General features: G+C 57.3%; 18 protein-coding genes. 10 read left to right on the top strand and 8 right to left on the bottom strand.

Going from position 1 to position 22,584, the window contains the following annotated elements:
- The first annotated feature begins 100 nt into the window (after positions 1-100).
- The 5 genes from ACNSOI_RS12560 to ACNSOI_RS12540 all read left to right on the top strand — a co-directional run bounded on the left by ACNSOI_RS12560 (position 101) and on the right by ACNSOI_RS12540 (position 8,022).
- Positions 101-2,221 (top strand): type VI secretion system Vgr family protein, encoded by a 2,121-nt coding sequence (locus tag ACNSOI_RS12560; protein ID WP_420194158.1) that lies wholly within the window; start codon positions 101-103, stop codon positions 2,219-2,221.
- A complete protein-coding gene (locus ACNSOI_RS12555; RefSeq protein WP_420194157.1) occupies positions 2,218-5,595 on the top strand; it encodes a toxin VasX in 3,378 nt (1,125 codons plus the stop codon). Before ACNSOI_RS12560 ends, ACNSOI_RS12555 begins: the two co-directional genes overlap by 4 nt.
- On the top strand, positions 5,592-6,665 hold the full coding sequence (locus ACNSOI_RS12550; RefSeq protein ID WP_420194156.1) for a hypothetical protein: 1,074 nt from the start codon (positions 5,592-5,594) through the stop codon (positions 6,663-6,665). The genes ACNSOI_RS12555 and ACNSOI_RS12550 overlap by 4 nt, the downstream gene beginning before the upstream one ends.
- Before the next feature lie 381 nt (positions 6,666-7,046).
- Positions 7,047-7,460 carry a TA system antitoxin ParD family protein gene (locus ACNSOI_RS12545; protein WP_286921958.1) on the top strand — a complete coding sequence of 138 codons (414 nt, stop codon included), beginning with the start codon at positions 7,047-7,049 and terminating at the stop codon, positions 7,458-7,460.
- Positions 7,438-8,022, top strand: coding sequence for an AAA family ATPase (locus tag ACNSOI_RS12540; RefSeq protein ID WP_420194155.1), 585 nt, complete (start codon positions 7,438-7,440; stop codon positions 8,020-8,022). The genes ACNSOI_RS12545 and ACNSOI_RS12540 overlap by 23 nt, the downstream gene beginning before the upstream one ends.
- A 25-nt stretch (positions 8,023-8,047) precedes the next feature.
- On the opposite strand, the gene ACNSOI_RS12535 is transcribed toward ACNSOI_RS12540, so the two are convergent.
- Positions 8,048-8,944: a DUF1853 family protein gene (locus ACNSOI_RS12535; protein WP_420194154.1), complete on the bottom strand. Its 897-nt coding sequence runs from the start codon at positions 8,942-8,944 to the stop codon at positions 8,048-8,050.
- A gap of 59 nt (positions 8,945-9,003) precedes the next feature.
- Between ACNSOI_RS12535 and ACNSOI_RS12530 the strand changes: the two genes are divergently transcribed.
- The 4 genes from ACNSOI_RS12530 (at position 9,004) to ACNSOI_RS12515 (ending at position 14,202) form a co-directional block, all read left to right on the top strand.
- Entirely contained in the window at positions 9,004-9,444 is a 441-nt protein-coding gene (locus tag ACNSOI_RS12530) for a VOC family protein (RefSeq protein ID WP_420194153.1), read from the top strand.
- A gap of 161 nt (positions 9,445-9,605) precedes the next feature.
- The gene (locus ACNSOI_RS12525) at positions 9,606-12,239 is read left to right on the top strand and encodes a DUF6351 family protein (RefSeq protein WP_420194152.1); all 2,634 of its coding nucleotides are present in this window, start codon (positions 9,606-9,608) and stop codon (positions 12,237-12,239) included.
- Between the two features lie 204 nt (positions 12,240-12,443).
- On the top strand, positions 12,444-13,856 hold the full coding sequence (locus ACNSOI_RS12520; RefSeq protein ID WP_286250596.1) for a hypothetical protein: 1,413 nt from the start codon (positions 12,444-12,446) through the stop codon (positions 13,854-13,856).
- A complete protein-coding gene (locus ACNSOI_RS12515; protein WP_072676890.1) occupies positions 13,828-14,202 on the top strand; it encodes a hypothetical protein in 375 nt (124 codons plus the stop codon). The genes ACNSOI_RS12520 and ACNSOI_RS12515 overlap by 29 nt, the downstream gene beginning before the upstream one ends.
- Positions 14,203-14,268: 66 nt before the next feature.
- Here ACNSOI_RS12515 and ACNSOI_RS12510 read toward each other — a convergent pair whose 3' ends face one another.
- Positions 14,269-14,811 carry a cold-shock protein gene (locus ACNSOI_RS12510; RefSeq protein WP_106695226.1) on the bottom strand — a complete coding sequence of 181 codons (543 nt, stop codon included), beginning with the start codon at positions 14,809-14,811 and terminating at the stop codon, positions 14,269-14,271.
- 150 nt (positions 14,812-14,961) lie between these two features.
- Between ACNSOI_RS12510 and ACNSOI_RS12505 the strand changes: the two genes are divergently transcribed.
- A complete protein-coding gene (locus ACNSOI_RS12505) occupies positions 14,962-15,180 on the top strand; it encodes a SlyX family protein (protein ID WP_058090267.1) in 219 nt (72 codons plus the stop codon).
- A gap of 42 nt (positions 15,181-15,222) precedes the next feature.
- Here ACNSOI_RS12505 and dapE read toward each other — a convergent pair whose 3' ends face one another.
- The 6 genes from dapE to map form a co-directional block, all read right to left on the bottom strand.
- Positions 15,223-16,353: a succinyl-diaminopimelate desuccinylase gene (gene dapE, locus ACNSOI_RS12500; RefSeq protein WP_061333444.1), complete on the bottom strand. Its 1,131-nt coding sequence runs from the start codon at positions 16,351-16,353 to the stop codon at positions 15,223-15,225.
- Between the two features lie 113 nt (positions 16,354-16,466).
- A complete protein-coding gene (gene dapD, locus ACNSOI_RS12495) occupies positions 16,467-17,495 on the bottom strand; it encodes a 2,3,4,5-tetrahydropyridine-2,6-dicarboxylate N-succinyltransferase (protein WP_420194151.1) in 1,029 nt (342 codons plus the stop codon).
- A gap of 39 nt (positions 17,496-17,534) precedes the next feature.
- Positions 17,535-17,870 (bottom strand): ArsC family reductase, encoded by a 336-nt coding sequence (locus tag ACNSOI_RS12490; RefSeq protein ID WP_374815354.1) that lies wholly within the window; start codon positions 17,868-17,870, stop codon positions 17,535-17,537.
- Complete coding sequence (dapC, locus tag ACNSOI_RS12485; RefSeq protein WP_420194150.1) at positions 17,867-19,069, bottom strand: succinyldiaminopimelate transaminase; 1,203 nt, start codon at positions 19,067-19,069, stop codon at positions 17,867-17,869. Before dapC ends, ACNSOI_RS12490 begins: the two co-directional genes overlap by 4 nt.
- Positions 19,066-21,711, bottom strand: a complete 2,646-nt coding sequence (locus tag ACNSOI_RS12480; RefSeq protein WP_061333440.1) for a [protein-PII] uridylyltransferase — start codon at positions 21,709-21,711, stop codon at positions 19,066-19,068. The genes dapC and ACNSOI_RS12480 overlap by 4 nt, the downstream gene beginning before the upstream one ends.
- Positions 21,712-22,482 carry a type I methionyl aminopeptidase gene (map, locus tag ACNSOI_RS12475; protein ID WP_106695231.1) on the bottom strand — a complete coding sequence of 257 codons (771 nt, stop codon included), beginning with the start codon at positions 22,480-22,482 and terminating at the stop codon, positions 21,712-21,714.
- Positions 22,483-22,584: the final 102 nt, after the last annotated feature.

Below are 22,584 nucleotides of genomic sequence, written 5' to 3'. Positions count from 1 at the left end.
GCGCAAAGAACGGTGGTTTGTAATCCACGACTGTGCGGTTATAATCGGTCGGGCTCAGGATGAGTCAGTTACAAACCACTATTCTTCAGGGACCGAAGTCATGCCCCAGGCAAGCGGATTGCAGTTCACCGCCCGTGTAGGCGAATTCCCCTCAGATCACTTTTCGGTAGTTGGCTTTAAGCTGGCCGAACAGCTGTCTTCCTTGTTTCATGGCCGGTTAGAACTGGCGAGCACCGACCCGGATGTGGCCGCTGCTGACGTTCTGGAACAACCGGTGGATTTGGTGGTGTGGCAAGACGGCCAGCCGGTACGGCGGTTTACCGGCGTGGTCAACGAATTCGTCCGAGGCAACACCGGCCACCGCCGCACCGCCTATCAAGTGGTCATCCAGCCCCCGGCCTGGCGCCTGGACCTGATGCACAACAGCCGCATCTTCCAGACCCAGACCACCGATGCCATCGTGCGCACCCTGCTGGAAGAGCGGGGCATCATCGACACCGTCTTTGACTTCAAACGCCCGCCGGAAGAACGGGAGTACTGCGTCCAGCACCGGGAATCCGATCTTCAATTTATCGAACGCCTGGCCGCCGAAGAAGGCTGGCATTACCGCTACCAGCACGGCAGCGTGGACGGCGAAGAACAACCGGCCCTGATCATTGCCGACCACCACGGCGACGCCCCTAAGCTGGACCCGGTCCCCTGCAACACCCAAGCCGGCGGCAGCACCAAGCAGGCCTGTGTGTTCAGCTTCGCCTACGAAGAGCGTATCAAAGCCGCTTCGGTCGCCATGAAGGACTACACCTTCAAAAACCCCGCTTACGCCCTGATGCACGAACAAAGCGCCGGCAGCCCGAACCACCGCGAAGACTACCAGCACTATGATTACCCCGGCCGCTACAAAGCCGACGCCAGTGGCCAGCCCTTCACCCAGGCCAGACTGGACGCCCTCAGAAACGACGCCAGCCTGGCCAAGGGCGAAAGCAACCGCCCCGACTTCACCCCCGGCGCCAAAGTCGAGCTGCAGGACCACGACAGCCAGAGCCTGAACCGGGAATGGCTGCTGACCGCCATCACCCACACCGGCAAGCAGCCTCAGGCGATGCAGGAAGAAGGTGGCAGCCAGCCCACCAGCTACCACAACGACTTCACCGCCATCCCCGCCGATAAAACCTGGCGCCCGCTGTGCGAACACAAACCGATGATGGACGGCCCCCAGATGGCCATCGTCACCGGCCCCGAGGGTGAGGAGATCCACTGCGACCAGTACGGACGAGTCAAAGTACGCTTCCCTTGGGACCGCTACTCAAAAAACGACGAACACAGCAGTGCCTGGCTGCGAGTCAGCCAGGGCTGGGCTGGCGGCCAATACGGCTTTATGGCCCTGCCCAGAATCGGCAACGAAGTAATAGTTTCCTTCCTGGACGGCGACCCGGACCAGCCCATCATCACCGGCAGGACTTACCACGCCACCAACACACCGCCTTATGCGCTGCCAGAACACAAAACAAGAACCACCCTGAAAACCAAAACCCACAAGGGTGAGGGCAGTAATGAGTTGCGCTTTGAAGACGAAGCCGACCAGGAACAGATCTACGTCCACGCCCAGAAAGACCTGGACCTGCTGACGGAAAACAACCGTACCGAAGTCATCAAGAACGACAGCCACCTGACGGTGGAGAACCACCAGTTCAGCCATGTGAAAGCGGCAGACCACTGCACCACTGATGGTGAAAGCCGAGCCTCCGTCGGCGCCGATTGCAGCCAGACCATCGCCGGCAGTTTCCACCAGAAGACCGGCCGCACCATGGCCTCGGAAGCCGGCACAGAAGTTCATCACAAAGCCGGTGCGAAAGTGGTGCTGGATGCCGGGGCGGAGCTGACGATTTCTGGTGGCGGCAGCTTTATCAAGCTGGACCCAAGCGGGGTTACGTTGGCTGGGCCTGGGATCAAGATTAATTCTGGTGGGGCGCCGGGGAGTGGGGCTGGGCAAAGTTCTGCTAATCCGGAACTGCCAAATCTTGTTGGCAAAGATGGGGCGGCAACGCCACAGCCCCCCGAACTGGCCATGGTCGGCCAGCGCAAATCTGCCTCTCCTGACCAAGAGGAGTTTGATCAGTTACCGGGCTCAGATCGAAAACTGATCATTGATGTGATTGGCGGACATCTTGAGCGAGATTCTGTGGAAGCGATTAAAGGGACTGATGGGGAGGAAACTGTATGACGGACACTGTGGATTTTTCGGATGAATCCCGGGATCGCTCGATTCTACGAACAGCAGATTACGACGATACCGATCCCGCAGATCTCGTACTGACTGTGCCCAAGCGCGATGGCGGCAAGATCTCGATTTCTCTCCTGAAGCACGCAAGATCTAACATCGAGCGCGAAGATTACCAGGATAATACCCTCGTAAGGATTAAGCCCCTGGCAGAGATCGCCAGCAACTTGCCTGTTAGAAGTGGCTCAAATGCCCCTGTTTATCAAGGGAAAGGCGTAGCACTGTTGCGGCCTGGCTTTCTTTATATTTTCCGCGAAGACAAGCTCTGGCGAGAATTAGAGATCAGTCAGAACTCCCAATTCAGCGATATTGATCTTCAGGCAGTGCGGGCGGAGGTTGGTGACCCAGAATCTGACTTGAGAATGATACGCCCATCAGCCGGACAGTGGTTGGACGATGTGCTTGTTCCGGTGTTTCTCCAGGGGCAAGCGGTGATGCACGATTTCCGCATGGCCTACAGTGAAATCCAGTGGGATTGGGCCTACATCCAAAAACTTGAAGAGAGTGCAGCGACTCGTAATGCAAGGACGACGGGTGTGGGTCACGCCTGGGCTGTCACATCGGTTGATTCACTGAGCTTTGAAACCGGATTTCCTGCATCACGTGTTGAGGATGCTCCCGAGCTCAGGCACAGGGATCTGGGCATTGAACTGATGATAGAGAATCCCTGTGACTTCGTGCTCAGTTTTGAAGGGCCGGGTGAAGACGAACTATGCAGCAAGCTCTCGAAATTATTAGAGCGCAATGAGAAACAGGCGAAGGAGTCGGCGAACATTCTTGACCTTACCTGCCCACCTGGAGCGGATCTTTTGCAGCATCTTCGCTCGCAGAAGGGGGTCGTTTGCGTGGCCATCCCGGACCCTTTTTTCCTGTTCCGCCACGCCCTGGCCCAGTTGCACTTGGCCATGCATTATCTGGATGCCATCGATGTTGCTATAAAGGATAAACCCCTGGTCCATTCCGCCATGTTAATCCGCCAGGCAGTGTTCGACCCGGCGCCGAGCGGTCAGAGTGGAGACCTTGCGAACTACCGGAACGCTATCAACCGGGAACAGCTGGATGACATTCTGGAAACGGCCGAAAGGAATCACGCTGTTCGGAACATAGAAGACCAGGCGCGCCGCCTGAAGAAATTGATGAAGAGCTCGTCATTCAACTCGGTGTTCGACGATTATCTGCAAAGCCCGGATGTAGCGGCTTGTGAAGCCTTTTTGCTGTGCGCGGACAACTTGAATGTACTGCAGCAAATCCCAGGGGTGCTCAAAGCACAGGGAGTGGATGATGATCAGGGGATCCCTAGCGCTCTGGCAAAGTGGCTATCGGACGAATCAATGTTGGCAAAGTGGTCGCCGGGAATCGCCGCCGAAACAGGGGAGGAAGGCACGCAGTCATCTCCCTACGAACAACTTCGGTCGCTCGCCAGCGACCAGACGGAGATTAACGATCAGCACCTGGGCCGCCTCAACCTCCAGGCCCTGGCGTATGCTGAGAAACAGTTCCAGTACGACGAGGAGTCCACTGGCGAGCAAGTGGCCGGGGAGGTTAAGGATGCAGGGCGCGTTGGGGCACTGGTAAGTGGGGTGCTGGGGGAGTGGAGTGCCTCAGTACTGACCGCCTGCAGAAGGCTGATGGAAGACGGTAGCGTGGAGGCCATCCAGGTCCACAGGATCATGCAGGCCGCGTCTGCCAATGCCATCCTTTCTGACCCCGGTCTGGCGGGGGTGGATCTGATGCGTCGAGGTGACGTAGATCCTACCAAGCACACCATTATTGGCGTGGAGGGTGATGGCATTCGCCGTGGCCTGACCGACTTCGACCGCAGCCAGGGTGGGCTGCTCACTCGCGCCAATGATTACCTCTATGCGGATCTTGTGGATCGATCTGGACAGGTCCAGGGTTCTACCAGCCCCGCCCGTGCCTCTAATGAGCTGGAAGAAGCTATCAAGAAAATCGCTGGCAATACTTGGGTCTACGTGGTGCCTGCCGGACACCCGGAGGCAAGGAAGCTCAGTGTATTAAAGGTGGACCTCGCCAAGCGTGTTGGGGCGGTGGTGGATGGCCCGGGCGTGTCCAGTGGATTGGTGGCATTGGCGGCGTTTAATTTGTTCTTGGAAGTACGGTCCGCATTTGCAGCTTACCAAGCTGACAGTCGAGCATTTTCATTGAGCGTTGGGAAATCCATTGGTGCCATCGTTGATCTCACTGCTGCATCAATGAAATTGAGTGTAGTTATGCACGAAATAGCGGGGATCGACTTAGCTCAGTCATCAAAACTATATAGGGTTTCCAGTCGTCCACTCTTCGATATGAAGAGGGCGCCGCTAATAGGGAAAAGGCTTGCAACAGTAGGAGCAAGCACCCTTGTCAGGACGGTTGGCCTTGCCAGTTTCGTGGCAGGAGGAGTGGCAGTTGGGTTGAGCTATTGGGATATGAGGATCAGTCTGAGCCGGGGGGATTTTGATGCTGCGAATGGGCACGGAATAGCGGTCGCCGGTGGTTTGATCTTCCTGTCAGTACCATTGATAGGCGGGCTGCTGGCGATTCCGGGTTGGGGGTGGGCCGTTCTCGGTATGAGCATGGCTTTGGGTGGGTCATTGTATGCGGGAAGCGTGGCAGACGACCTCTTCGAAAGGGTGCTGAAACAGGGGCCATTGGGGACGCACCCGCAGGACTCCTCGGTGCACCTGGACGATCTGGCCTACTACGGGCAGTTGCTAACACTGCTTTCCCCGGTCAATATTTCCGCAAAAAGATACGGGGATGTCGATCCGGATCCGGCGTTGACTAGCCCGGACCATCCGCCACAGCCGGATGATTATGTCATCACTTTACAAACTCCAGTGGTCAGTCGGTTGAAGGTGCTACAGGAGTGCCGTCCAGACCTGCCAACCCAACCTTTCAAGATTGTGGTACAGGAAGTGGCGTACATGAACAGCCGTGCCGAAACCTCCAACGTAGCGGTTGGCACAGTGGAGCAGGAAGTCGTGTTGTCGACTACTCCCCTTACACAAATTGTCGCGAGGCAGTCCCTGCCTCATGAGTCCGCCGTGCGTTTTTTGGTTAAACGGGAGTTCCAGGCCAGCAGCTTCCAGAGTTTTGGATATCAGGAAGAAGTCACTACAACGATACGGGTTGGATTGCAGGCTGTGGTTGGCACAGAACAGGGACCTGTGGTCTTTCCCACGCCTGTGATGGAGAATTACGAACCCTATAATGATACCCGCCATGGCGGGGCACCGGATAAGTCCCGCAGTGTTTTTAATCCGCATTCCGAGCCATTAGTACCCTATTGGTTCCTTAAGGAAGTTTCTGTATGACCATACCGATAGAGACACAAGAATATGCTTCGACCGCCTATCGGTCTGATCAGGCGGTGGGGCTACCTGAAACCAGGGCTAAACGGGAACGAGTTGGGGACGAGCTTCAGCCGTATGGCGCCTACGCCAACCTTAACCCGTACTACCGAATCGTGGAGGATGTTGAGACAGTCCAGTTGAGTGAGCGAGACGATCCAGAATTCTATAGGAAGGACTGGTGGTGGGATCATCAAAGGCTGCGTTTCCTTAACGAGAAAATAGGGCTTAAGATTTTGGCATTGTTGTTGCCATTTGCATGGGCATTACTGGTTTTAGTCGGCGGTTTGGCGTTATTGGGGTGGGGGCTTGTTACCATTCCAAAGCAGCTTGACTTAAGTGCCTATTGGTTTATATCGCTATTATTAATATTGGTGCCAGCTTGGATATTCTTTTCATTTTGGATCATCCCCCCTACCACCAACTGGCTTATGACCAACGTCGTTGGAGCTCTCCTGAAACCTTTCGAGAAAACTCTGGAAAAGAAGTTAGACAAAACTCTGGAAGATGGCTGCAGCGAGTTCAATCGGGTCACCGGGCAGGTAAAGTTCGCCCTGGGCAAGGGGCGTTCTTTCGAGGCCCCGTTTGTGGAGTTCGATGCCTACGTGGAGCGAGTGGTCCAGCGGGGCGGTATCTTCTACCGGCTGATGTTCGTGCATCGTTACACCCAGAAGCAATTCAATAAAACCTCCCTGAGCAACATTGAAGCCGAGAAAACTGAGGTGCTGGCTCTGTGGGATATGGTGCAGCGCTACATGGACGTCACCCAACCCCTGCCAGATATGCCCCGATTGGAGCCGTTTCGCCACCTGGACCCGGTGACCGCCAAGTACGATCAGACTACTGGCCGTAACCCCCGCTACTGGCGGGATCTTGATCTTGAAGCCTGGCAAAAAGGTGAAGGTGCGGAGCTGTTGAGAAACCAGCGGCAGTTTGCTTGGGGCCGCAGGCAATGCAGAGTCACTCCGCAATTGGGTCGTGTAGATATGCCCACCTATCGCCAAAGTCGACCTGAAACAGCCTGTGCCATGTAAGGCCACTCTTTCCGGTTGTCGTGGGAGCTCGATTGGCACTTGTTCTCTTTGAGGCAGGTGCATGAAGAAAATGGCAGATACCAAGGCACCTAGAGCCGGCAACTCGGACGCTTTCAAAAGCGGCAACGTGACCTATCTTTCGCCGCTTCCGCTGCCGACCGGGTTGCCTCCCGTTGACCACTACACTTTCGTACACGATCAAGGTTCGACTTTTTCCTCACATGGGCTTTATGGATGTAAGGAAGGATGAAAACGGGAAGCACATCTTCGAGTAGTCGAAGCTGTACTCTCCGAGTTATGATCAGGCTCGCCCTGTTGCAAAATGCAACTCCTGTAGTAATCTGTACGCATGGTTCGCGGCAATCATTTCAGGAGGGCACCATGGCAACTGCAATTCGAATCGATGACAAACTGATCCGGGAGGCGGCTGCAGAGGCTCAGGTTCAACGTCGTTCTACGCCCAAACAGATCGAATACTGGGCGGAGATTGGCAGGATTGTCGCTGGCGAAGTCTCGGCTGAGGATCTGATGTCCATTGCGCAGGGCAATCGTCGGGTAAAGGTGGAGCCGTTAGTTCCGGAGCCGGTATCCGGTGATGAATTATGGGCTGAGGTGGATGCTGCCCGTGATTCCGGTGAGCTAGCTAAGATTATTGCTAATAATCGTGTTGTCTATCAGCGTTCACCAAACAAACCGGGCTATCTGCAGGCTATCCATCCTGATGGTACCCGGCAAACCGGTGTTTTCAGAAATGGAGCTTTTGAGGCGCTGAATGATCGAGACGACGCAGCCTGAACTTTGGATATTGGTCGGCGGCAATGGGGCCGGCAAGTCGACTTTTTATGAAAAATTTCTGGCTCGCCGAAATTTTCCGTTTATCAACGCAGATAACATTGCCAGGAGCCTCTGGCCGGACGAGCCTGAGAAACACAGCTATGCGGCGGCTTTGATTGCCGAAAAGGAAAGATTTCGTTTTCTGGAGGAGGGCAGCAGCTTTTGCTTTGAAACAGTGTTCTCTCATTCATCGAAGCTGGACTTTCTGGGAGCTGCCAAAGCGGCGGGCTTTCGAATCCGAATGGTTTACTTCCACCTCGATTTTGTGGCGCTGAACAAGGCTCGGGTGTCCTCTCGGGTAAAGGCGGGAGGGCATGGAGTTCCTGAGAAGAAGATCGAAGATCGCATCCCTCGTACTATGCAGAATGTGAAGGCAAGCATTGGCTTGGTAGACGAACTTTATCTTGTTGACAACTCCAGTGCCGAGAAGCCGTTTTTGCGAGTGGCCGAGCATCGTGGGGCAGAGTGGGTGCTGCATCAGGACGTCTTGCCGGAGTGGGCTGAGGTTTTTATCAGGATGTAGTTCCGTCATACGTTACTCTTGGGCGTCAAGCAGGCCACTCCCCCGGCACCACAAACCACCGCTCCCTCTCAACCCAACACCCAAGCGCAGGCTTCCACTCCAACCGCGCGAACAACACTGGCACGCCCTTAGCCTCCACAAACGCCACCGCTTCCCGCGCCGCCTCAGTGTCGGGCTGCTCATCCTGTCTCCAAGGCCCAATCCAATGTGGCTTTTTCAGGGGCACCCAGTCCGTCAGATCCGAGTTCACCAAATCCCGGGCATAGCACCATTGCCCCTGCCTATGGCCCGCCGGCACATAGTCCGGAAGTTCCACCTCATCACCGGGATAGAACAGATACCCCGGCAGAAATACTCTCGGAATAATTGGTTCTGAAATCCCCAGCTCCGCTAACAGCGCCTGTGCCTCCGCCCGCTGGGCCATAGGGCTCTGGTGGCTGAGCATTCTGTCTACTTTAAGGTCCAGGCGGTCCTTGGCGTTTGGCCCGTACCACTTGGTCATTTCGGGGCCTTCGTTGACGCCCAGATAGTATTTGATGGCAATTTCATGGTGTTCCAGGCACCGGGTGTGTGGATTCCGCACCAGAAAATCCAGCTCACCGATGGTTCGGTTGCCGGCCTTGATCTGCTGATTCTTCAGCAGCAGCTCCCAACCCAGTAGATCGACCAGGAGCACTTCGTATAAACGCTCAAAGTAATGGCCAAGGCGGCGCTCGGTGGTGGCCGCGAGTCTTGCTGGCATGGTGTTTGGGTGCTTGTCCCAGTGTTTGAGTTTGTCGAGGTAATCATCGGGCAGCCACTGCAGTGGCTCAAAGCTCACGGGGGCGGCCAGGAGTTGCGGTGCCGTGCACAGCCAGGCGAGATGCCGGATGGCCGGTATCTGCAGGTTGAGCAGGGTTTCGGTATCTGCGTTTGTCGTCATGGCCTGAGAATAACGTAAACTGGGCGTGTTTGAGAGTCACGAAACCACAGGAGCCCTATATGCAATACCTGCACACGATGATTCGGGTCAGCAATCTGGATGACACACTCCATTTCTTCTGCGACCTGCTGGGTATGGTGGAGATTTCTCGTAAAGACAGCGAGAAAGGCCGTTTTACGCTGGTGTTCCTGGCTGCTCCGGAAGACGAAGCCCGTGCCCGGGAAGACAGGGCGCCGATGATTGAGCTTACCTATAACTGGGACCCTGAGGAGTACACTGGCGGCCGCAACTTCGGGCACCTGGCATTCCGGGTGGACAACATTTATGCGCTGTGCGAAAGGCTCCAGGCCAACGGCGTTACCATCAATCGTCCGCCTCGGGATGGCCATATGGCCTTCATCCGCACGCCAGATAATATCTCGATTGAACTGCTGCAGAAGGGCGATGCACTGCCGGCTCAGGAGCCTTGGGCCAGTATGGAAAACACCGGTACCTGGTGAAGCCATGGAGTCTATTGGTCAGACTAAAGTGAGACTTGATTCACATTTTTGACGCAGGCCCCGGGCGATTTGACCAAGGCCCTGAAACATAACACTCGCTTATCATTTGTTGCGCTATGTAACGCTCTGTTACTAAAACAACAACAAATGAGGTGGTCGTTATGTTCTCCAGAAACGCTCTGGTTGCAGCCGTTATGCTGGGTTTGGTGGGGTGCGGGGGTTCCGGTTCAGAGAACGCTTCCGATAATACCAATGCCCAGGGCCCGGGGCCGACGGTTCCGGGCACTACGCCGCCCGGTCAGTCCGATGGCAACAGAGGTCTGCCAATAGGTGAGGGCGAGGTGCGGGTTCTGTCCAATCGCGCCGATCTGATCAGCGGTGGCGATGCCCTGATCGACATCGAGGCTGCCAACCCGGAGGCTGCCCGTGTGTTGCTGAACGGCCAGGATATTACCGGGCAGTTTACCTTGATGGAGCAGGGGCAGCTGCGTGGCCTTGTTACCGGCCTGGCGTTGGGCGAGAACACGCTGGAAGTGCTGCTGGATAATCGCAGTAGCCGGCTGGTGAAGACCATCACTAACCACCCGAAAGGTGGGCCGGTATTTTCGGGCCCCCAGGTTCAACCCTGGACCTGCACCAACGCCGCTGCGATGGACGAGCAATGCAACCAGCCTGCGGAATACCGCTTCAAATATGTTCCGGCGGAGCGCTTCACCCGGTTGTTCACCGAGTTTGATCCGCAAGACCCCGGCCTGCCGGATGCTTTTTTGCCTTACGACCCGGAAAACCCTCCCGCCGATGACGACATCGCCACCGTGACCACCGACGAAGGCGTTGAAATGCCGTTCATCGTTCGTGTGGCAACCGGTGTGCTGAACCGGGACCGTTACCAGGTAATGTCATTGTTCCAACCTGGAAACGACTGGACCGCCCTGAATCCCCAGGAGCAGTGGAACGGGAAAGTACTGGTTCATCACGGTGGTAACGTGGGGGTGAGTTACGGTATGGGCAGTCCGCCCAACGGTGACATTTCCGGCCTGACTAGCGGTAACGAGCTGTTGCTGGGAGACAGTATTTCCGTGGCGCTGGCCCGGGGTTTTGTAACCCTGTCCACCGCCCAGGCCAACCTCGGCCATAACGTGAACCTGGTCACGGCTGCCGAGTCTTTGATGATGGCCAAGGAGCACATCATCGAGAACTATGGCCCTGTTCGTTACACCATTGGCACTGGCTGCTCGGGCGGGGCGATTGCCCAGCAACACATTGCCAATGCCTACCCCGGTATCTACCAGGGGTTGATTGTTCAGTGTTCCTATCCGGATGTCTGGACCACCGCTACCCAGTTTGCCGACTACAACCTGATCAGCAACTACCTTGGGCTGCAGATGCCGGAGGGTCCGGAAGGGTTCTTCTCCTTCATGACGGATCTGCTGACCAACGGCCTGCTGCCAACCCAGTGGCCCTTTATCTACGGGCACCTGCCCGTCAATCCAGTGGTTTCAGACCTGGCCTTTTTCCCGGCGGCCTACCCGGATCAGGAGGATTGCCGGCGCCTGAAAGACGGCGTTGAGGTCTATCATCCTGAGGAACGACCGGGCGGCCTGCGCTGCGGGTTGATCGATTACATGGTCAACCAGTTTGGCGAGCGGCCACCGGAGGTGTGGTCTGAGAATGAACAGCTTTTGGGCCGGGGTTTTGCCGGCATTCCGCTGGATAACGAAGGGGTTCAGTACGGCCTCAGAGCATTGCAGGAAGGGTTGATTACCGGTTCCCAGTTCCTGGATCTGAATCGGGAGATTGGTGGCTTCAACGTGGACATCAAATATCAGCCAGAGCGTACCCTGGGCGATATCCAGGCCATCACCAATGCTTATCGCACCGGCGCCATCAACACTGCAGAGAATCTTGCCGGTGTGCCGATGATTGATCTGCGAGGCCCGGACCCCGGCTTTGCCCACGATGCCTTCCACTCCTGGCAAACCCGTGCCCGCATTGAGGAGGTTCAGGGCCATTCGCTCAATCATGTGATCTGGTATGGCGCCTTCCCGATCGCCGGGGATACCGTGTTTACCACTGAGGCCCTGTTGACCATGGACCAGTGGCTGGCGGGCATCGAGGCGGATGAGCGCCACGATAGCCTGCCGGAGAAAGTGATTCGCAATCGGCCCGGCTTCGCCCGTGATCGCTGCCTGTCGTTGTCGGGCGCTACCGCCGAATGGGGTGTGATTCTGCCGCTCACCGGTGGCCTGTTGTACCCGGACCCGGTTCTGCCCGGCCTGGAATACTCGCCGACCAACCGATTGCCAGCAGAGATGGGTGAGATCCTGGACGTGGCCACCGGACAGGTGTGTGGCCTGGATCTTGGCGCCCTTGGCTTGCCCTCGCTGGTGACCGATTTGTTGGCGCCGATCACAGACCCGATTGTTGAAACCCAGGCACTGCTGGTGCAAACCCGGTTTGGTACCCCAAGAACCGTGGCCGGAGATGACATTCGCACCCTGAATAACAAGTGTCAGCTCAAGCCGGTAGACCCTGCGGACTACCCGGCCAACCTGCTGCAGGGTATTTATACCTCGGAGAACTTTGCCCAGAAGGTTGCGGAGATCTTCCCGAACGGGGTATGCGATTACAGCATACCACCGGTTGGCCAGGAGCCAACCGTCACCTGGATGCATTACGGTGATGCCGAGACGGTGGTGCATGGCGGCGCGCCGCTGAGCAGCAACGATCAGCCTGTTCCGGGGTGGGCGTCACCCGCGTTTGCGGTCACCCTGTCACCCAATCAGGCTGAGTGATCAGCGCCACAGGGTCGGGATGCGCCTGGCCCTGTGATTGGCTTGCAAGGCATCGGCCCAAGCTCCAACCTGAACATAGTGCGGCCGACTCAGCAAAACCGGCGGCTAACCGTTGCTGTTGGCCGCTCTTCCCCCTAAAATCCCTTGCTGTTCAAACCATGCATCAGGATGATGCTGCCCCAAACCCAAGGAAGGAGAATGCCGATGGATGATTGGCAAGGGTGCCTTGCGCCCCAGTGTCAGACTGCGCTTTTGCAGGCCCGCAACAATGTCGCCAGCCGCGGTGGTTCGGTGATTACGGTTGAAGACTACCTGTTGGCATTGCTCGATGCCGTTCCGGAGGCAGTTTCGTTTCTGAAACGGCAGGGTGTGGACCTGGACGAACTGATTCGCACCATCCAGGGTGAACAACCCATTGTTGCAGAAGTACGTGGCGATGGGGACCTGTCTTCCCAGCTTATCTACTGGATTTCCAGCACCCGTGAAGCGACCGATCAGCCCTGGCTGGACTGGCCTGTACTGTTGCATGGGCTGGTTCACCTTGCCGAGCGCCTGCAAGACAAAGCCTATGTGGCGGTGCTGGAACTGGTCAGCCACTGGCCGAGTGCGGAGGGTGAGGCCTGCACGCCTCCGGCTTCGCCTGACCAACCTTTCAGCCCCGTTACGGTGACTGATCCAGCCTGGTTGCAGCTGGCTGAGGACGTTGTGGTGGCTTTATCCGCAAACCGGAATGGGTTGATCTGGGTAGCAGGCCCCCGTGGTAGCGGAAAAACCGCCTGGCTGAGGATGTTGCTGGCAACGCCGGGATTCTCGTGGGTGCAGATGGACTTGCGCCGCCAGGCAGAGGTGATGGCGTCCGATCAGCCGGTGGTCCCACCAGGCGGGGGCGGAGTCCCACAGTGGCCAGCGATGATTCTGGACAATGTGGCACCGCTCGACCTACTGGAACTGATGAGCATGCCGGATGGTGCTGTTCGGGAACTGGTGACAGGATGGCAGGGGCCAATCCTGATGCTGGCATCAGACGACAGGGGTAAAGGACGAACAGACAACAGCCGGTTGACCGCCATTCTGGGCCGGGAGTTGGAAACCATGGCGATGCCGGGTGTTAGCGAGGCGCAGAGAAGAGCGATCTTGACAGCACACCAGCCAGCCATCGAAAAGCGTTGGAACCTGCAATTGTCGCCGGCAGCGATGGAGTATGCGGCGTCCCGCCAAACACGAAGTATAGCAACGCCCGGCGGTATGCTCGAATGGTTGCACCGGGCAGCCGCCAGGCTTGACCTGTTTGCCAGCCGGGGACCGCTGGAGGCGGTGGCTCTGGCGGCAGAACACGACACCCTTCGGCGCCAGTCCCTGGTGGCCCTCGCCCGGGGTGAGTGTGCTGAGCGGGTAGAGCTGCAGATACAACAACTGGATCTTGAACAAGCCGCCGCTGAGGTGGTTTGGCACGAACGTAAGCGTTCCGGCACCCTGCGCCGGTTATTGGTGGAGGATCTTCGCCAGGAACTGGAACGATGGGTTGCAGCCAGGCCCGGGCCGGTTCACTATGTGCTGAATTGTGAACAACAGCAGGGAGATACCTTGGGTGCAGGACCTGGAAATTTATATTCGTGATCTGGAACCGGCGGCCATATCCGGTTGGCTGGAGAACCAGCTTGATGACGTTCAACTGGACGATTCGGATGTCACGTCGGTGGTGAAGGGAAGTGCGTTGTTCAATGGTACCCGTTTGCGGATTACCCTGTATCCCGGCGCCTTTGGAAAGAGGTTTACCTCTGTGCTGATGGAGGGCGACGATTTGCCCTGGAACAGTGACCTGGACTGCGCCCGAAGTGCCTGGCGTGCCATGGAAGGGGAGATACGGTGCAGCACCGGTGACTGGAAAGAGGGCGATCCGGTGGAAGATGAGAAGTGGTGGCGCCTGGACCACCGGGGTGAACAACGGGTGGTTTGGAACTGAACCGATCGCCAGAAGGTAAAAAGGCAGCCATTGGAGGCTGCCTTTTTCGTATTCCGTGCTTTGAAATTACTCGCTCAGGATAGACACGTTGTCTGCTTGCAGGCCTTTGTCGGCTTCCACAACGTTGAACCGAACCAGTTGGCCCTGACGCAAGACTCGGCGACCACGACCGCGAATGGCGCGGAAATGGACGAAGATCTCGTCGCCGCTGTCGCGGACGATGAAGCCAAAGCCTTTCTTGACGTTGAACCACTTGACGGTGCCTTCTTCGTCACCTTCCGGTGTGGTGTCGTCAAAATCGTCTTCTTCGTCATCATAAACGTTGTTCTGGCGACTGTTGCGTGCCGGGCGGCTCTGGCTTCTGGAAGCCGGCGCTGCGGAGGGCTGCTTGGTGGCAAGCGCGATGGCCAGAAAACCGGTGATGGCAAAAATAACAAAGGCAATCAGGTACGCTGCAAGGCCACCAACACTGCCCAGTGCCTCGGCGACGTTGCCAGCGCTCAGCGCGGCCAGGAATTGCGGTGTGACAGACAGCAGCAGAAACAGTACCAGGGGTGCCGGAATGGCGATCATAAGGGAAAGACGGATCGCTTTGGCTGGATTACGCATTGGCTGAATATTCTCCATGGGTTAACACTAACGATAAAAAGCCAGACATCGGGTAACATGGCATGCCCGGCCAATGAACGCCGCCAATGTTCAATGTTGGCGGTAAAAGGCGGCATCATACCAGATTACCGAAAGGGCTGACCAAATCTCATGAGCAAAAAGACACTGGAAGACAGGCTTGCAGAGCTGGAAATGCGACTTGCGTTCCAGGACGATGTGATCAATACCCTGAGTGAGCAGGTGGCGAAGCAGGAGATGGATATTCGGGAGCTGTGGGATGCCAAGAAGGTGCTGCACAAGCAGTTGAAGGATATTTCGCCCTCGAACATCAAGGCGGAGGAGGATGAGACTCCGCCTCCGCATTATTGAAGTTGGTGTATGGCTTGAGCTCCGGGGTCAGACCCCTCAGAGTTAGCCTAGCAGTTCTTCCAGTATCTGTTCGTAGATTTCGGAGAGGGTATCCAGGTCTTCGGCCTTTACGCATTCGTCCACTTTGTGGATGGTGGCGTTGATGGGGCCGAGTTCTACTACCTGTGCTCCAGTCGGTGCGATGAAGCGGCCATCAGAGGTGCCGCCGGAGGTGGACAGCTCGGTCTCGCGGCCGGTGACGGAGCGGATGGCGTTCTGGCTGGCGGCAACCAGGGCGCCCTTGTCGGTCAGGAAGGGGCGGCCGCTCAGGTGCCACTGCAGGTCGTACTTGAGCTGGTGCCGGTCCAGAATGGCCACTACCCGCTCTTCCAGGCTTTCTGCCGTATTTTCGGTGCAGTAGCGGAAGTTGAAGTGCACCAGGCACTCGCCGGGAATGATGTTGCTGCCCACGCCGGATTCAATCCGGGTAATCTGGAACGTGGTCGGCGGGAAGAAGTCGTTGCCGTTGTCCCAGAATTCCCTGGCCAGTGCATCCAGCGCCGGTGCTACCGTGTGCACGGGGTTCTCTGCCAGATGAGGGTAGGCCACGTGGCCTTGTACGCCGTGTACTGTCAGGTAGCCGTGCAGGGAGCCCCTGCGGCCGTTCTTGATGACATCGCCCACCTGATGGGTGCTGGAAGGCTCGCCAATCAGGCACCAGTCCATCTTTTCGTTGCGGGCTTCCAGGGTTTCTACCACTTTCACCGTGCCGTCCTGGGCGGGGCCTTCTTCATCGCTGGTGATCAAGAGGGCAATGGAGCCGCGGTGCTCAGGGTTGTTCGCCACAAACCGTTCGCAGGCGGTAATGAAGGCCGCCAGACTGCCCTTCATGTCTGCTGCGCCCCGGCCATACAGATAGCCATCTTTGATCACGGGATCAAAGGGCGGGTGGGCCCAGTTTTTCTCCGGGCCGGTTGGCACCACATCGGTGTGGCCGGCAAATGCCAGTACCGGGCCGTCTGAGCCCTTGCGGGCCCAGAGGTTGTCGGTATCACCGAACCGCAGGTTCTCGCCTGCAAAGCCCAGCGGCGCCAGGCGGGACATCATCAGTTCCTGGCAGCCGGCGTCATCCGGCGTCACCGAACGGCGGCGAATGAGGTCCATGGCGAGTTCTAAAGTGGGTGATAATGACATGCGGGAAACCTGTGTAAAAAAGAAAATTTGCTACGGACAACACGGACGTTCACGGACATCAAGAAAGGGTTTTGTCCGTGATTGTCCGTGTCGTCCGTGGCTAACCCAAGCGATTAATTATTCGCGTGCAGCTCTTCGTTCAGTTCAATAGCGGACTTGTTGGTCTTGCACTCAACAGCGCCAGTGAGACTGTTGCGACGGAACAGCAGGTCGTTCTTGCCGGTCAGGTCGCGGGCCTTGATGACTTCTACCTGTTTGTTGTTGTCATCCAGCAGGTTCACCTTGGTGCCAGAGGTGATGTACAGACCAGCTTCAACGGTGCAGCGATCGCCCAGGGGGATACCGATGCCGGCGTTAGCGCCGAGCAGGCAGTTTTCGCCCACGGAGATGATGATGTTGCCGCCACCAGACAGGGTACCCATGGTGGAGCAGCCACCGCCCAGGTCAGAGCCCTTGCCGATCATCACGCCGGCAGAAATGCGGCCTTCGATCATGCTGGTGCCTTCGGTGCCGGCGTTGAAGTTGATAAAGCCCTCGTGCATCACGGTGGTGCCTTCGCCCACATAGGCGCCCAGACGAACACGGGCGGTATCGGCAATACGCACACCTTTGGGTACCACGTAGTCGGTCATCTGCGGGAACTTGTCGACCGATTTCACTTCCAGGGTGCGGCCCTCAATACGGGCCTGCAGCTGGCGCTCTGGCAGTTCGTTCAGATCGATGGCGCCTTCGTTGGTCCAGGCCAGGTTCGGCAGCAGGCCGAAAATGCCGTCCAGCTTTACACTGTGGGGCTTGGCCAGCCGGTGGGAGATCAGGTGCAGCTTCAGATACACTTCCGGGGTGCTGGAGGCGGTATCGTCGGTAGCCAGTACGGTAACCACAACAGGGCGCTTGCTCTCGGCCGCTTTTTCCGCAAGTTTCGCCTGGTCGGTTTGGCCCAGCTGGCGCAGGGCGTTGGCAAACCTGGTCAGTTGCTCGGCTTTAACATCAATGGCCTGGTTACCGCCTTTGTAGTCCAGCGCGGTTTCAACCACGTCGATCAGGTCTTTGCCTGGGGTCATGATCGGCTGCTGGTAATACACCTCCAGCCATTCGCCCTGGTTATTCTGGGTGCCGATGCCAATGCCGAATGCAAAACTCATCTGGTGGTTGCTCCTGTACTTAACGATTGAAAATTGGTTTTACCACGCAGCCCATTGGTCTGCGTTAAAGCCCACGGTCACTTCGTCGCCCCGCTCAACCACCGGGCGTTTGATGATGGAGGTATTCTCCAGCATGATCTGGTGGGCGCTTTGGGCGCTAATGGTATCACGAAGCTCGTCGGGAAGTTTTCGCCAGGTCGTGCCCCGCTTGTTGATCAGGGTTTCCCAGCCTATGGCCTGCTCCCACTGGCTCAGCTTCTCGCTGGTCAGGCCGTCTTTCTTGAAGTCGTGGAATTCGTAGGCGATGCCGTTGTCGTCCAGCCACTTACGGGCTTTTTTCACGGTATCGCAGTTCTTGATGCCATATAACTTCATGCTTTGAAACCTTTTACAAAATCGACGATTCGCTGGGCTGCTTCCACACACTCCTCCAGTGGTGCTACCAGCGCCATGCGCACTCGGTTCGCACCTGGGTTGTGGCCATCTACCGTTCGGGACAGGTACCGGCCGGGCAGCACGTGCACGTTCTGTTGTGCAGACAGCTCCTTGGCGAAGGTTTCATCATCCATCGGCGTTTCCGGCCATAGATAGAAACCGGCATCCGGAAAGTCCACGTTCATCACTTCACGCAGGATGGGCACCACCGCTTCGAACTTGGCCCGGTAGGCGGCGCGGTTTTCCCGCACGTGGTCTTCATCACTCCAGGCGGCAATGCTGGCCAGCTGGTTGTGAACGGGCATGGCGCAGCCGTGGTAGGTGCGGTACTTCAGGTAACCGGCCAGTACCTCGGCGTCACCGGCCACAAAGCCGGAGCGCAGGCCGGGCAGGTTGCTGCGCTTGGACAGGCTGTGGAACACAATGCAGCGCTTGAAGTCGTGACGACCGATGGCCGCGCAGGTTTGCAGCAGGCCTTCGGGCGGGGTGGCTTCGTCCGGGTAGAGTTCGGAATAGCATTCATCGGAGGCGACCAGAAAGTCATGACGGTCGGCCAGTTCGATAACCTTTACCAGAGTCTCCCGGGGGATGACTGCGCCGCTGGGGTTACCCGGGGAGCACAGGAACAAGACCTGGCAGTCTTTCCAGACTGATTCCGGCACCGCGTCGAAATCCGGAATAAAGTTGTTGCTGTTATCACAGGGCAGGTACACGGGGTCGGCGCCGGCCAGGAAAGCGGCACCCTCGTAGATCTGGTAGAACGGATTCGGGCTTACCACCGTGGCCGGTTTGCTGGTATCGACCACCGCCTGAACCAGGGCGAAAATGGCCTCACGGGTACCGTTGACCGGAACCACGTTGCGCGCTGGGTCGAGGGTGCCCTCGGCCAGTTGAAAGCGCTTGCTGGCCCATGTGGCGATGGCTTCGCGCAGTTCGTCGATGCCTTTGGTGGTGGGGTAGTTGGCCAGTTTGTCCAGGTTGTCGGCGATCACCTGTTTCACGAATGCGGGTGATGGGTGCTTGGGCTCGCCAATTCCCAGAGAGATGGGTTTCAGGTGTTCAGGCACCGTAATGCCGGCTTTCAGTTTGGCCAGCTTTTCAAACGGGTAAGGGTGAAGTCTTTCGAGATTCGGGTTCATTGAATGTCGTCCAGCATTTTGCAAAGGTCCTGTTGCAGGGCCTGGCACACGCCCGGGTCGCGCAATGGCTCTCCGTGTTCATCGGTGATGAAGAACACGTCTTCCACGCGCTCGCCCAGGGTGGCGATCTTGGCGTTGGTCAGTCGCACCCGGTGTTCCAGCAGCACCTGGCCGATGCGGGCCAGAAGGCCGGGGCGGTCCGGGGTGATGACTTCCATCACCGTGCGCTGATTGATGGTGTCATTGGAAAACGTCACTTCGGTTGGGAAAGCAAAGTGCTTCAGCTGCCGGGGCGTGCGCCGGTGGATGATGTCCGGGTAGTCTTCCGGGTCATCGAGTTCTTCGATCAGGCGCTTGCGCACTCTTTCCTTGCGGGCCGGATCAACGCCCAGTGGCTGACCCTGTTCATCCAATACCACGTAGGAGCTGATCGAGTGGGGGCCTTCGCTGGAGTTGATGCGGGCATCCACGATGTTCAGGTTCAGCTGTTCCAGCACCGCCGTGGTTGCCGCAAACAAGGCAACCCGGTCTTTCATGTAGATAATGATCTGTGAGTAACCGTCTGTCGGCCCGCCCCGGGTGTCACGAATCAGCACCAATGGGTCCGGGTTGTCGCCGTGGCGAATGATGGCTGCCGTCTGCCAGGCAATATCCACGGTGGAATCCTGCAGGAAGTAGTCCTCGTCTACGGTTTCCCAGATAGGATCAATCTGCTCATCGGTCATATTCTGTGCGTGCAGGATCTGACGGGCTTCTTCCCTGGTGGCGCGTATCCAGGCCTGGCGGTCTACTGGCGTGTCGGTGCCACGGCGCAAGGCGCGCTTGGCTTCAATGTAAAGCTGGCGCAGCAAGGATGCGCGCCAGGTGTTCCAGAGTTTTGGATTGGTGGCGCTGATGTCGCACACCGTCAGAATGTACAGGTAATCCAGATGGGCCTGGCTGGGCATTGCGCGGGCAAAGGCCTGGATGATGTCCGGGTCTGAAATGTCCTTGCGCTGGGCGGTCATGGACATCAGCAGGTGGTTTTCCACCAGCCATGACACCAGCTGGGTGTCCCGCTCACTCAAGTGGTGGCGTTCACAGAAGGCTTCTGCGTCAATGGCGCCCAGTTCTGAGTGGTCACCGCCACGGCCCTTGGCCACATCGTGATACAGGCCAGCAATAAACAGCGTTTCCAGTTTGGGCAACCGATGAATCAGCCGGGAGGCCAGGGGGTATTCATTGCGCACGTCGGTACTGTTCAGCCGCGCCATATTGCGGATCACGCGCATGGTGTGGGCATCGACCGTGTATATATGGAAGAGGTCGTGCTGCATCTGGCCGATGATCTGGCCAAACTCCGGCAGGTAGCGGCCCAGTACGTTGTACTTTTTCATGGCAGACAGAGTCTGGTCCAGGGCGTGTGGCGTGCGTAACAGTTCCATGAACAGGGTGGTGACTGCCAGGTCGGACCGGAAGGCGTCGTCAATCAGGTGCCGGTGGGCCCTTAACGAGCGGATGGTGGTCGCACGGATGCCCTTGATTTCAGGGTGCTGGGCCATCAGCACGAAGATTTCCATGATGGCGTAGGGGGCGTAGGCGAATACCTGGTTGTTGATGGCTTCTATATAAAGGTTGCGAATCTGGAAGCGTTTGTTCAGGGGGCGGATTTCGTCTTCACTGCCCTCGCCGATAATGGCTTCGTCGTAGTACTGCAGGATAACGTCAGCCAGCTCCGCCAGGGCTAGTACGGTGCGGTAGTAGGACTGCATCATCAGCTCTACGCCCAGCCGTTTGCCTTCATCTTTGTAGCCGAGCATTTCCGCGAGCGCACGTTGGTGGTCGAACAGCAGCCGGTTTTCATTGCGGTCGGCGATCAGTTGGAGGCCATAACGCAATTGCCACAGGAAGGTTTCGCCCTGGTGCAGGATCTGGTGTTCTTCTTCGGTCAGAATGCTGAAGCGGGTGAGGTCGGCAATGTTCTGCAGGCCAAAGTGGCGTTTGGTGATCCAGCCGATGGTCTGGATGTCCCGAAGCGCGCCGGGGGAACCTTTAACGTTTGGCTCCAGGTTGTATTCGGTGTCGCCGTACTTTTTGTGGCGCTGTTGCTGCTCTTCCCGCTTGGCCAGGAAGTAGTCACGATCCGAGCTGACCTCGTCGGAATAGACCAGCTCACTGAGCTCTGCCCGCAGTCCATCGGGGCCGGCGATGGTTCGGGTCTCCAGCAGGTTGGTCAGGATGGTGATGTCCTGCCGGGCCGAGGAGAGGCACTCTTCCATGCTGCGCACACTGTGACCGATATCCAGCTTGAGGTCCCAGAGCAGGGTAACGAATGCGCCCAGGTCATCCTGCCAGGCCTCTTCTATGCCGTGGCGGGTCAGGATAAGCAGGTCTATGTCTGAGTGGGGGTGTAGTTCGCCGCGCCCGTAGCCGCCGACGGCGACCAGGGCAATGTCGGAGGAGCGGGAAAACGGGTACCGATTCCAGATCAGCCTGAGCACTTTGTCTATGGTGTTGGCTCTGGCATGAACCAGGGCTCTTACATCGGCACCCTGGCGGAAAGCTTCGGCGTCAGCATTATAGCTTTCCCGTAACAGTTCCCTGGCGGCAAATACCGGTGAGGTGTCGTTGCTGATACGGGATTCCAGCTCGCTTCGGTCCACTTAGAATGACTCTTCCGATCGTTTGGTCAGCACTTCATAGCCGTCAGCGGTCACCAGGATGGTGTGCTCCCACTGGGCAGACAGTTTGTGGTCCTTGGTGACCACCGTCCAGCCATCGGCCATCAGCTTGGTTTGGTATTTGCCCTGGTTAATCATCGGTTCGATGGTGAAGGTCATGCCTTCCTGCAGTTCCATGCCGGTGCCGGGCTTGCCGTAATGCATGACCTGCGGCTCCTCGTGGAACACCTTGCCAATGCCGTGGCCGCAGTAGTCTCTTACCACGGAATAACGATGTTTCTCGGCATGCTGCTGGATGACGTGGCCAATGTCGCCCAGGCGGGTGCCGGGTTTGACCAGTTCAATACCTTTATATAGGCACTCCTGGGTGATCTGGATCAGGCGTTCGGTACCGGGCTTGGGTTTGCCAACGACCCACATCTTGCTGGTGTCGCCGTGGTACTCATCCTTTATAACGGTGACGTCAATGTTAATGATGTCGCCGTCTTTCAGAATTTTCTTTTCGGTCGGGATACCGTGGCAGATCACATGATTGACCGATGTACAGATGGATTTCGGGAAACCCTTGTAGTTGAGCGGCGCCGGAATAGCCTGCTGTTTGTTGACGATGTAATCGTGGGCGATGCTGTTGAGCTCCTCGGTAGAAATTCCGGGCTTTACGTGTTCGTCCAGCATTTCCAGAACTTCGGCCGCCAGCCGGCCGGCCACGCGCATTTTTTCAATTTCTTCGGGAGTCTTGATGGATACTTGCATCGCTATACCTGTTGATTTGCATCAAACAGGCATTTTAAGGGCCTGAGGGGTCAGGTACAAGGCGAGCTGCCTGCTATCGTGACTATAGGGTTGCGCTAAAAA

Origin of the sequence: Marinobacter sp. GH_1 (genome assembly GCF_048595985.1) — a bacterium.
Classification (GTDB): domain Bacteria; phylum Pseudomonadota; class Gammaproteobacteria; order Pseudomonadales; family Oleiphilaceae; genus Marinobacter; species Marinobacter shengliensis.
This window is presented reverse-complemented; position numbering and strand designations above follow the sequence as displayed.